Annotated in this window: 9 protein-coding genes; 6 read left to right on the forward strand and 3 right to left on the reverse strand. The window is 44.8% G+C overall.

Annotation, left to right across the window (positions count from 1 at the left end; translation table 11 throughout):
- Positions 1-571 precede the first annotated feature (571 nt).
- The 6 genes from WR49_RS05895 to WR49_RS05920 all read left to right on the forward strand — a co-directional run bounded on the left by WR49_RS05895 (position 572) and on the right by WR49_RS05920 (position 8630).
- Positions 572-2299, forward strand: a complete 1728-nt coding sequence (locus WR49_RS05895; RefSeq protein WP_046223390.1) for a dipeptide ABC transporter ATP-binding protein — start codon at positions 572-574, stop codon at positions 2297-2299.
- A 93-nt stretch (positions 2300-2392) separates the two neighbouring features.
- Positions 2393-3946, forward strand: a complete 1554-nt coding sequence (locus WR49_RS05900; protein ID WP_046223391.1) for an ABC transporter substrate-binding protein — start codon at positions 2393-2395, stop codon at positions 3944-3946.
- A 179-nt stretch (positions 3947-4125) separates the two neighbouring features.
- Positions 4126-5103 (forward strand): ABC transporter permease, encoded by a 978-nt coding sequence (locus tag WR49_RS05905; protein ID WP_017055555.1) that lies wholly within the window; start codon positions 4126-4128, stop codon positions 5101-5103.
- Positions 5104-5105: 2 nt separating this feature from the next.
- A complete protein-coding gene (locus WR49_RS05910) occupies positions 5106-6044 on the forward strand; it encodes an ABC transporter permease (RefSeq protein WP_017055556.1) in 939 nt (312 codons plus the stop codon).
- A 187-nt stretch (positions 6045-6231) separates the two neighbouring features.
- Positions 6232-7182, forward strand: a complete 951-nt coding sequence (locus WR49_RS05915; protein WP_046223392.1) for an SPOR domain-containing protein — start codon at positions 6232-6234, stop codon at positions 7180-7182.
- A gap of 206 nt (positions 7183-7388) precedes the next feature.
- Positions 7389-8630, forward strand: a complete 1242-nt coding sequence (locus WR49_RS05920; RefSeq protein WP_046223393.1) for an NADH:ubiquinone reductase (Na(+)-transporting) subunit B — start codon at positions 7389-7391, stop codon at positions 8628-8630.
- Between the two features lie 92 nt (positions 8631-8722).
- Here the strand turns inward: WR49_RS05920 and WR49_RS05925 are convergent, their stop codons facing one another.
- The 3 genes from WR49_RS05925 to gorA form a co-directional block, all read right to left on the reverse strand.
- A complete protein-coding gene (locus WR49_RS05925; protein WP_269429462.1) occupies positions 8723-9076 on the reverse strand; it encodes a DUF6482 family protein in 354 nt (117 codons plus the stop codon).
- 41 nt (positions 9077-9117) lie between these two features.
- Positions 9118-10845 carry a hypothetical protein gene (locus WR49_RS05930; RefSeq protein WP_046223394.1) on the reverse strand — a complete coding sequence of 576 codons (1728 nt, stop codon included), beginning with the start codon at positions 10843-10845 and terminating at the stop codon, positions 9118-9120.
- Positions 10846-11047: 202 nt separating this feature from the next.
- Positions 11048-12403, reverse strand: coding sequence for a glutathione-disulfide reductase (gene gorA, locus WR49_RS05935; protein WP_017055558.1), 1356 nt, complete (start codon positions 12401-12403; stop codon positions 11048-11050).
- Between the last annotated feature and the right edge of the window lie 4 nt (positions 12404-12407).

Here is a 12407-nt window from a genome sequence, read left to right on the forward strand (position 1 = left end):
ATTTTGTGAAAAGAGAAACTTGGCCCCGGATTTGGTCACTAAGGGCTATATCTGACAACTTTCTTTCGGTCAAATACCTCAAAATCTCATCTAATTTATCAAGCTTTTAGGTTTGTTGTTTTATATTTACTGTAGCTATGTGGGTGGTTAAATATCTGGTTTATATATTTCTATCTAGTTGTTTTGTTTGCTTAAAGTGTAAAATGTAGAGTTTGTTTCTATAGTGTTAATTGTTTTTTGGAATAATTATTTGTTTTTAGTGACTAATAGTGAGATCTGCTTTTAGCCATAAGTTTAGCTCTACAAGTAAGTAGTTGTATGGGGTTTGTGAGAATTTATCGCCGATAATATAATGTTGATTTTTATTACTATATGCTTCTTATGTGAATATTTATGTGCTACTTTTGCCTGTTAAGCGTTTGACGTCGACTTTTTATCCTATTTTTGTTGCTTTTCTGTGAATTATTTGCCAAATTGTCAACCGTATAAAATATCAGAACAATATTCTGGTAAGAATGGATTCAATTTTGCAGACAGGGCAGAAAGCTGCCAAAGCAGTAGAGGTCTGGTAATGTCACTTTTAGAAGTAAAAAATCTTCGTATCGAATACCCATCTCGTCATGGAGTTCACGCCGCAGTTAAATCACTCTCGTTCAGTATTGAACGTGGTGAGATTGTTGGTGTTGTAGGCGAGTCAGGTGCAGGTAAATCAACAGTAGGTAATGCTGTGATCGATTTGCTGAGCCCTCCCGGCCGCATTGCTAGCGGCGAGGTATTTCTGGATGGCGAAAAAGTCTCAGGTCTATCTCCTGAACAGATGCGTTCTGTTCGCGGCTCAAAGATTGGTTTTATCTTCCAAGATCCAATGACGTCTCTTAACCCTCTATTCACCGTAGAGCAGCAGTTAAAAGAGACGATTCATGCCAACATGAAGGTTTCAGATCAAGAAGCCTACCAGCGCTCATTAGACTTGATGAACCAAGTGGGTATCCCGCAACCAGAAAATCGTTTAAAGCAGTACCCACACCAATTCTCTGGTGGTATGCGTCAGCGTGTGGTTATCGCGATCGCCTTGGCAGGTGAACCTGACCTTATCATCGCAGATGAACCAACAACGGCACTGGATGTGTCAATCCAAGACCAAATCTTGGGCTTGATTCGCGAGCTATGTATTAAGAAAAACGTGGGTTGCATGTTAGTCACGCACGACATGGGCGTAGTATCTAACGTTACTGATCGTGTAGCCGTCATGTATCGTGGTGATTTAGTTGAGTTTGGCCCAACAGCGAAAGTTCTGGGTACTCCTGAGCACCCCTACACACACAGTCTTATTTCAGCGGTTCCGCGTTCAGATCGTAAACTCGATCGTTTCCCTACAGTGAGTTACATCGAAGAAGCGCAAGAGATGGCACCACTTGATGTGAAAAACCACTGGTTAGGTCAAAGCCAAGATCATCGTGATTACACTGGTCCACTGCTGAACGTTGAAAACGTAAACTTGCGCTTCACCACCAAAGATTCATTCTTTGAGAGCCGTCGTGAGTACGTTCAAGCGTCAAACAACGTCAGCTTTGAAGTACATGAAGGTGAAACGTTTGGTCTAGTAGGTGAATCAGGTTCAGGTAAATCAACGATTGCTCGTGTTATTGCTGGTTTGTACGCACCAAACTCAGGTAAAGTGACTTTTGAAGGGATTGATCTGACAGGACTTAAGTCTGAGAAAGAGCGTCGTCCAATGCGTCGCCAAATGCAGATGGTTTTCCAAAACCCATACACATCAATGAACCCTCGAATGAAAATATTCGACATCATTGCGGAACCTATCCGATTCCATAAGCTGACTCGTAACGAGAATGAAACTCGTCAGATCGTGAACGACCTGCTTGATCACGTTGGTTTAGGCAGGATGTCAGGGGTGAAGTACCCGCACGAATTCTCAGGTGGCCAACGTCAGCGTATCTCTATTGCTCGCGCTCTGGCAACTCGTCCTCGTCTATTAATTTGTGATGAACCTACCTCTGCGCTGGATGTGTCAGTACAGGCTCAGATCCTTAATCTATTGAAAGACCTGCAAGACGAGCTCAACCTAACCATGCTGTTCATCAGTCACGATTTACCAGTTATTCGCCAAATGTGTGATCGTGTTGGCGTGATGCAAATGGGGGAATTACTGGAAGTAGCGCCAACAGAGCAGCTGTTCCAATCGCCTCAACATGAATACAGCAAACACCTAATTTCTTTAATGCCTGAATTTACGGGTTTAAGAGAAGAAAAAGCAGTGGCACAAGCCGCAACATAAAATCAGCAGGCTGGAGTTTAGCTTGCTAACAAAAATAAACAGACGCACATACAACAACTAGGGATCTGGATTCCCGCATGAAGGAGTTATGCAATGAAAACCATGAAAAGCAAATTAGCAGTAGCTTTGATGGCAGCTGGCCTAAGCTTTAGTGTAGCAGCCGCAGATATTACTGTTGGCTACGCAGCTGACCCAGTATCACTTGACCCGCACGAGCAGTTGTCTGGTGGTACACTGCAAATGTCTCACATGGTGTTTGACCCTCTAGTACGTTTCACACAAGAGATGGATTTTGAAGGCCGCCTAGCATCGAGCTGGGAGCGTATTGATGAAACGACTTTCCGCTTCAACCTACGTAAAGGTGTGAAATTCCACTCTGGTAACGAACTGACTGCTGATGATGTTGTGTGGACTTTTGATCGTCTACAAGCCTCTCCAGACTTTAAGTCTATCTTCACGCCATACGAAAAAATGGTAAAAGTGGATGACTACACAGTTGAGCTAGTATCAAAAGCGGCTTACCCACTAGTACTACAAACAGCAACTTACATCTTCCCAATGGACAGCAAGTTCTACTCTGGTCAAACCGCGGAAGGGAAAGACAAGTCTGAACTAGTTAAGCACGGTAACTCGTACGCTTCGACTAACGTTTCAGGTACAGGCCCATTCATCGTAACGCAGCGTGAGCAAGGCGTAAAAGTAACGTTTGAGCGTTTCAACGATTACTGGGACACAGAGTCTGACGGCAACGTAGACAAGCTAACACTTGTGCCAATCAAAGAAGACGCAACGCGTGTAGCCGCGCTTCTTTCTGGTGACGTTGATATGATTCACCCCGTCGCACCAAACGATCATAAGCGTGTTAAGAATGCTAAGAACATCGATTTAGTAACGCTGCCTGGTACTCGTATCATTACGCTTCAAATGAACCAAAACAGCAACGAAGCGTTGAAAGACGTACGTGTTCGTCAAGCAATCGTTCATGCGATTAACAATGAAGGTATTGTTAAGAAAATCATGAAAGGTTTCGCGACAGCGGCTGGTCAGCAAAGTCCAACAGGTTACGCGGGTCACAACGAAGAGCTAGTGCCTCGTTACGACTTGAAAAAAGCGAAAGAGCTGATGAAAGAAGCGGGCTACGAAGATGGCTTTACACTAACTATGGCAGCACCAAACAACCGTTACGTGAACGATGCGAAAGTAGCGCAAGCGTCTGCGGCAATGCTGTCTAAGATTGGTATCAAAGTTGATCTTAAAACGATGCCTAAAGCACAGTACTGGCCTGAGTTTGACCTATGTTCAGCAGACATGATGATGATCGGTTGGCACTCAGATACCGAAGATTCAGCGAACTTCAACGAATTCCTAACAATGACTCGTAACGAAGAGACTGGTCGTGGTCAATACAACTGTTCTGGCTACTCAAACCCTGAAATGGATGCAATTGTAGAAGCTTCTAACACTGAAACTGACCCGGTTAAACGCTCTAAGATGTTGAAAGGCGTTGAAGCGACTCTTTACAACGATGCGGTATTCGTACCTCTACACTGGCAGAGTGAAGCGTGGGGCGCGAAGTCTAATGTAGGTGCAGCTGACATAGTAAACCCAATGGTTATGCCTTACTTTGGCGACCTAGTTGTAAAATAATCTAGCTTGCTAGAATCGAGAGCCTGAAGCTTTTCAGGCTCTCAAATTATTAAGAAATAGATTTAAGTTTTGGTATTTGGTTTTCCTTCAGTCTGGCTAAATACTTTTTTAAGACTGAATTTTTTGTTGTCTAGTCGCGGAGTTCGATTAGATAGTCATGGATAGATAAGGGGCAAGGAATGGTTACGTTTCTGGTCAAGCGCCTGTTTCAGGCTCTGATAGTGATGTTTGTGATCAGTTTGGTGGCGTTTGCCATTCAGGATAACCTGGGCGACCCGTTGCGTGAGTTAGTCGGTCAATCTGTTTCAGAATCGGAGCGTCAAGCGCTGCGTGATGAACTCGGCTTAAATGATCCCTTCGTTACAAAATACACTCGCTTTATAGGCGCTGCTCTACAAGGCGATCTTGGTACTTCATATTTCTTTAAACGTCCTGCAGTGGATGTGATTTTAGATAAACTGGTCGCGACACTGGAACTGGTGTTGGGCGCTTCTCTGATCATTGTTTGTCTGTCGATCCCACTTGGTGTTTATTCTGCAATACATCCAAAAAGTTTCTTCACCAAGCTCGTGATGGCGGGCAGTAGTATCGGCATCTCTGTGCCGGTTTTCTTAACCGCAATCATGCTGATGTATGTGTTCTCTATCGAACTCGGTTGGCTACCGTCATTCGGGCGGGGTGATACCGCAAACTGGTTTGGGTGGGAATCTGGCTTCTTAACGCTAGATGGCCTTGCGCACTTAGTGCTGCCGAGTATTGCTCTGGCATCTATCATGCTGCCGCTGTTCATTCGTCTAGTACGTTCTGAAATGCTCGAGGTTCTAAGCTCTGAATACATCAAGTTTGGTAAAGCAAAAGGCCTAGCGCTGAACAAGATTTACTACCAACACGCTTTGAAAAACACAATGCTGCCAGTACTCACGGTAGGTGGTGTTCAAATCGGTACGATGGTGGCTTACACCATTCTAACTGAAACTGTATTCCAATGGCCGGGTACCGGCTTCCTATTCCTTGAAGCGATTAACCGAGTGGATACTCCACTGATTACCGCATACGTTATCTTCGTTGGTCTGATCTTCGTAGTAACGAACACCATTGTTGACCTGCTTTACGGCATCATTAACCCAACAGTGAATATTACAGGGAAAGGAGCATAATCATGGAACACACAACAACAGCTCCATCTCGTTGGGAGCGATTCAAGCAGTCAGACATTCTGTACTACTTCTTGCGCGACAAAGTTGCAATGTTCAGCTTTGCGGTCTTTGCAGCTTTCCTAGTGATGGCTCTAGCGGCGCCGATTTTAGCGCCAATGGATCCATATGACGTGACCTCAATCGACATCATGGATTCTGAGTTACCACCATCTTGGATGGAAGACGGCGAAGAGCGTTTCTTATTGGGCACCGATGAGCAAGGTCGTGACATTCTATCGACCATGCTTTACGGCTCGCGTCTTTCATTGACGATTGGTTTCTTAGCGGTTGGCCTTCAGCTAACACTCGGTATCATCATTGGTCTTTCTGCGGGTTACTTCGGTGGTCGTATCGATAGCTTCCTGATGCGTTTTGCTGATGTTCAGCTTTCGTTCTCAACCATGATGGTCGCGATCATTGTCTCGGCTATCTTTAAGGCAAGTTTCGGTAGTGACTTCTATGCACAATATGCGGTTGTAATGCTAGTGGTGATCATTGGTATTGCTGAATGGCCGCAGTATGCACGAACCATTCGAGCATCAGTATTGGCAGAGAAGAAGAAAGAGTACGTAGAGGCGGCGCGTGTGATGGGCTTCAGAGCACCTCGCATCATGTTCCGTCATATTCTACCGAACTGTTTATCACCGATCTTGGTTATCTCTACGGTACAGGTGGCAAATGCCATCATGTCAGAAGCGGCACTTTCTTTCCTAGGCTTAGGCCTTCCGGTAGACCAACCGTCACTGGGTGCTCTGATCAGTACTGGTTTTAACTACATCTTCTCAGGAGCATGGTGGATCACAGCATTCCCAGGTGTGCTTTTGGTAACATTAGTTCTAGTAATTAACTTATTGGGTGACTGGTTACGTGATGTGTTTAACCCTAAAATTTATAAAGGGTGATAGCACAGATTGATTTTTGACAAAAAAAGTCACTAAACTAAGAGCCGTAAGCAATTACGGCTCTTTTTTTGCTTAATGACTCTGGAACTATAGATTATTGGTATGGTCAATAATACTTAAAATGGAATTCATGTTTTATCGATATAGAGTCGGTAACAATTAGCCCGAAAGGGTTTAAGTGGTGGTTATGAAGTTGACAATGAATGCTGTACGCTGTGTTGTGAGTGAAAATTATCGTATGGGGCTTATCGCGGCATCCCTTTTAGTATCGAGCCAGGTTAATGCGGAATCGGTCCTATGTGATGCGACTCAAGCCAGTACTAATCAATTACCACAGTTAGAACAATCATGTCCTATCGGTAAGGGTGTGTGGGGAAAAAAAGCCCCTAAACGTCATTCAGAAAACGAGTTGTTTTGGGTTCAATGTGGCTTGTTAAATGAGCCTTTATCATTAGGCCGAGCGAAACCTCTTTATGAAAAAATTTCGACTAACGTTTGGATGAAGCCGGAAGATGGCGACTATCGTTGCTTAATTGGCCCATACTCTACCTTCTCTGATGCGAGAAAAGACCTAGCTCAGGTGCGTAAGGTTCCTGATTACGGTGAAGCCTTTATTCGCATGGTCGATAAGTCGAAAACCTCGTCACAACCTATCGTTGCGCAAGCGGCACAATCAAAAGTGGTTAAGCCTGCAATTCCGGCAAAGCCAAAACCAGTACCGAAACCTGTGGTTGCAACTCAAGCGGCAACGAGTGTCGCTGCAATTCAAGCTTTCCCAAGCAGTGGCACAAGCCCTGACAATGACCTTGATATCGAAATCCGAGTGACAGCAAACGTTGCGGGTAGCAAATATGCCATTCCTTATTTAGTTGATCATAAGCAACAGTTTTACATGGAACAAGGTAAACCTTGGAGCCGTTTAGATTTTGGAAGTGCTGAGCTAGTGTGTAAGCAAATTGGCATGAAATTGATGAGTGATCAGCAATGGCAGAGCATTCTTGGTTCATCGGTTATGGAAAACCAGAATTGGCCAATGCATCTACCTTATTGGGGCGCAGATAAGAAAGGTCTGTTTACTAACGGGAACGTGAATCAGCTAAAAGGTTCTTCACTGCTAAACGTGATGTGCGTTAAGTAACGACGACCGTTACCAAACCAAATAAGCCTCAGCCATTGCTGGGGCTTTGTTGTTTATACACCTTCTACACCTTCCTTTTTCAACATCGGTTCGACTTCTGGACACTCTTTCTTTATACGAATTTGACTAAAAATCGCTAGAAATTGTTCAAATAGAGCAGTTGATGCGTAGAAAACCATAACTCAAGCAATAAGGTGATTGAGATTATGAGTTTAAAAAAACGATTAGAAGACGTGGCTCCACGCTTTGAAGCTGGAGGGAAGTACGAAAAGCTTTACCCTGTGTATGAGGCTTTTGCGACCATATTTTATACGCCTGGCAACGTAAACCAAGGCTTGACCCATGTTCGAGATAGCATCGATCTCAAACGAATCATGATTCTGGTGTGGCTAGCGACCTTTCCCGCGATGTTTTGGGGGATGTATAACGTCGGACACCAAAGCTTCCTCGCATTAACGTCCAGTTATCAACTTAACGAACTTACCTCTGTTATTGAAAGCAGCTGGCGCTTGTCTTGGGCATTTGGTGATGCGCAGTCATTGATGGCAAGTGGCTGGGCAAGTCAGATGCTGCTTGGTGCACTCTATTTCCTACCCGTTTATGCCACAGTATTTGTGGTGGGTGGCTTTTGGGAGGTCTTGTTTGCTGTCGTTCGCAAGCACGAAGTTAATGAAGGCTTTTTTGTTAGCTCGGTGCTGTTTGCACTAATCCTCCCACCAACTATCCCGCTTTGGCAAGCCGCATTAGGTATCACCTTTGGTATCGTTGTCGCCAAAGAGCTGTTCGGTGGTACAGGTCGCAACTTCTTGAACCCAGCCCTTGCAGGCCGCGCGTTTCTCTATTTCGCCTATCCAGCCAACATGTCGGGTGGGCTTGTGTGGGTTGCCGCTGATGGCTATTCAGGCGCGACACCGCTGAGTCAATGGTATGAAGGCGGCAGCACGTCACTCATCAATAACATGACTGGCGAGACGATCACTTGGATGGATGCCTTTGTTGGTAATATTCCTGGTTCGATGGGTGAGGTGTCGTCACTACTAATCATGCTGACGGGGTTGATTCTGATAGCGATGAAGATAGCTTCTTGGCGCATTGTCGCCGGTGTGATTGTCGGTCTCGTTGTGACATCTAGCTTGATGAATTGGATAGGGTCAGAAACCAACTCTATGTTTTCGATGCCGTTCTACTGGCACTTTGTGTTGGGTGGTGTTGCCTTTGGTACCTTCTTCATGGCAACAGACCCTGTATCTGCCGCGTTTACCAATCAGAGTAAATGGGCCTATGGGATTTTGATTGGTGTGATGACGGTTGGTATACGAGTGCTCAATCCAGCCTACCCAGAGGGCATCATGCTGGCTATCTTGTTCGCCAACCTGTTCGCTCCGCTGTTCGACTTTGTAGTGAAAGAGCAGAACATCAAACGAAGACTGAAACGGACATCGCGCTAATCTAAGTGGTTAAAAGTGAAAGTGACTCCCATAAGAAAGGCTTGCATTGATGCAAGCCTTTCAATTTTTATCGCGATTGATTTGAGGTTGATTTAACTCCACTTCAAATCAATCTCGAAAGGCTGTGTGCTACCACAATGCTCACCGCACATCTCGTCGTAGGCGCTGTTATGAACCAGCATTGCTGATGCTACGCCTTGGTCACTAAAATGATCGCGTGCTTGGTTTACACTCAAAAACTTCATAGGATGCTGGTGGTCATCTTTAATTAATTGCTTTTGCTCGCCAATAACTTGGTAAGCCAAGTAGATCCCGCCTTCAAATGATTCAATTAGTAGATTCATCACAAACTCCATTGCTGTTCTAGATAGGTCTTTGTTTTGGTATCTACGTTGATAGCTGTTTGAAGGTTCATGTGGGGTCAAAATGAAAAAAACCAGAAGCACGGCTTCTGGTTTTTGATTAAGTCATCAAAATAACTCAGTGATTAGTTGATTTTCTGCATGATGCTAAAACGACCATAGGTGTTACCTGTGTTATCCATCTTACGACGGATCAGTAGGCCTTCATCCCAGTTGGTACCCGCAGGTTGGTATTCCCACTTAACGAAGTATTCATCATTTGAGGTACAAGCAGCGCCTGCAACGTAATTATCTTGGTCGCAGAAACGAACTACTGTGTTCAGTTCTGTCAGTGTCGCTTTTGAAGCTCGGTCTGTTTGACCAAACCACCAGTAATCGATAGCGCCTAACTCCGCGTAGGTTGCATCAAACTGCCCCATATCTTCTGGTGAAGATTGGCCGCCATTTTCGCTGTCACATTCAAAACCTGATGTAGTTACTTTTGTTGTGCCGAACACCATAGTACTCACTGCAACTTCGCCATTGTCACAGTACTCTTTCGTTTCCCATGTACCAGTGAAATCTACATAACGTTCAGAATCTTTTGTTGGAATTTCGTAGTAGTAAGCAACACGCTCTGTTACGCGAGGTTGAGGATTATTTGCGTCGCTCCCCAGTGTTTCTTTCTTAACAATCTCAGAATAAATGCCAGTTACAGGATCGAAAGAGCCAGAAGTCGTATCACGAATCCAGTTTGATGGGTCGCTGTCTTTATCTTTGTCATCCCAGACATTGTTTGCGGTGTAGTGATTCAAGTCAGATGCTTTTTGTACATCGAATGGCTTCCATCCCTCGATGTCTTCGGCTGTGAATTCTTCATCAGCGGTTGCTGATTGTGCCAAGTCTCGAAGTTTGTAGGCAAACGCGTCATTCAATACAAATTTGCTATCAGGTGTTACTGAGCCATTTGTTTGGTCTACAGTACCATCCTTGTTTGTATCACAACCTTGTAGTTTCGAGCTGTCTTCATCTATCCATTGATGAGCAGAGTTAGATACACATGTTAGGTATTGCTCAGCAAAGCTTTCTGATAATGAATAGTCGTTAGATCCTGCGAACATAGTGACTGATTCTGCAGAATTCACTTTGAACGTCATCTCGGTCATGCCGCGAGTACGCTCGAACATTTCTTCTTCCATTAGCTTGTCAGCGTGGACGTATATGAATTCGTTAGAGTTCTGGGTGACATCAATGTAACGAACGAATTTGCCAGCAGTGATAAATGGATTTGCAGAGTCATCACCGCGTTCCATTGATCCAAATGCATTTTCCATATGAGTTAATGCTTGTTCTTCAGAGGCAATATTAGCCGCATCTACGTCCATCGTATCTAGGAAGTCAATCACGCTAGCGCGGTCATCAAGACTCAGATCTTTCATCTTCGCTAACGTAGCAGCATCAGGCTCACGCAACACATCTGGAATTGTCAGAATTTCATCTGAAGTGCTACCAAACTGGTTATCCAGAGACTGAAGTAAAATTGCTAGGTTAAGTGCACGAGCGTATTTACCCGCCGCTTCAAATGGAGTCAGTACATCACGGTTTGATGCTGCACCTACTTTTAAGCCGTTTTCGCCGCCAATGAAGAAGGTCACCGTGTCGCTAGTTTTAGCGGTAAATTCGCCTTCGCTATTTGTAACACCGTTTAAGCCAGAACTGGTGTTGTAGTAGATACCTTCAACAGCGGCATCGATAAATTTGTTGGTTGTTGTTGATGGTTCTGTCGGTGTTGTGACACCTGAATTAGAACTGTCGCTACCACAACCTGTTAAAGCCACTGCAATCGCCGCTGCGAGAATACTCACTTTTTTCATTACTCGTACATCCTTTATGTAATAGAGCTATTTGTTATTTTTATGCGTGTAATTTTATAGCGCGCGATTGTAGTGTGATCTTTCTTCCAAGTTAAGTGTGTAAAATGCTGTTCGGTTAATAAGTATTCAAACCATACGGTAAAAAACACAAAAAGCCGACAGATGTCGGCTTTTTCATAATATTTCTTTGACTTACAAAGGTTTAACGCATGGTCACGAACTCTTCGCTGCCCGTTGGGTGAATCGCCACAACAGAGTCGAAATCTGCTTTGGTTGCGCCCATCTTCATTGCAACGCCGAAGCCTTGAATCATTTCATCAACAGTGAAACCGATGCCGTGTAGGCCAACGACAGTCTCTTCTTCGCCAGCACATACTAGCTTCATTTTACAAGGTTGACGGTGCTTGGTTACTGCTGTGTACATAGCAGTGAAGCCAGACGTGTATACCTTGATGTTGTCTTTGCCGTATTGCTCTTCAGCTTCTTGAGTCGTTAGACCAATTGTGCCGATAGGTGGGTGGCTGAATACAACAGTAGGAACGAGCTTGTAGTCCATTTTCGCGTTGGTTTGACCGTTGAATAGACGCTCAGAAAGCTGACGACCTGCTTTAACAGCAACAGGAGTTAGCTCGATACCGCCTTCCATGATGTCGCCAACACAGTAGATGCCAGGAACATTCGTTGCTTGGAACTCGTCTACTTTGATGTAGCCACGGTCGTTAGTTTCAACGCCAGTTGACGCTAGGTTGATAGCGTCAGTCGCTGGGTGACGGCCGATAGCCCAGATTAGGTGGTCAACGTTTTGAGTGTTGCCGTTCTCTAGGTGTAGAGTCAGTGTGCCATCTGCTTCTTTCACAACTTCTTTAGGTACTGAGTGTGTGTGAAGTGTTGGGCCTTCCGCTTCCATTACTTCAACCAATGTTTCGATGATCATTGGGTCGAAGCTACGTAGTGGAGACTCTTTACGGCAGAACAGGTGTGTTTCTGTGCCAAGTGCACTTAGTACGCCTGCGATTTCTACTGCGATGTAACCTGCACCGATAACAGCAACACGTTTTGGTTGCTCCATTAGATCGAAGAAACCGTTTGAGTCGATGCCGTATTCTGCGCCTGGGATGTTTGGAATCGTTGGACGACCACCTACTGCGATCAGGATGTGATCTGCAGTGTAGTGTTCGCCGTTTACTTCAACAGTCTTCTCGTCAACGAACTTAGCGAAGCCCTTGATGACGTTTATTTTGTTGTTACCCAAAACGCGATCGTAAGATTGGTGGATACGACCAATGTACGCTTGGCGGTTTTCAACCAACTTACTCCAGTTGAAGCCTTTTACCTCAACGTCGAAGCCGTAATCTTCCGAATATAGATTGATCGCTTCAGCAACCTGAGCACCGTGCCACATTACTTTTTTAGGAACACAACCAACGTTTACACATGTACCACCAAGGTCTTGTGCCTCGATAAGTGCAACTTTTGCACCGTGCATAGCTGCGCGGTTAGCTGATGCGATGCCGCCTGAACCGCCGCCGATACAGATGTAATCAAAATGAGTTGCCATTACT

The organism is Vibrio sp. ECSMB14106, from assembly GCF_000972265.1.
GTDB classification, from domain to species: Bacteria; Pseudomonadota; Gammaproteobacteria; order Enterobacterales; family Vibrionaceae; genus Vibrio; species Vibrio kanaloae.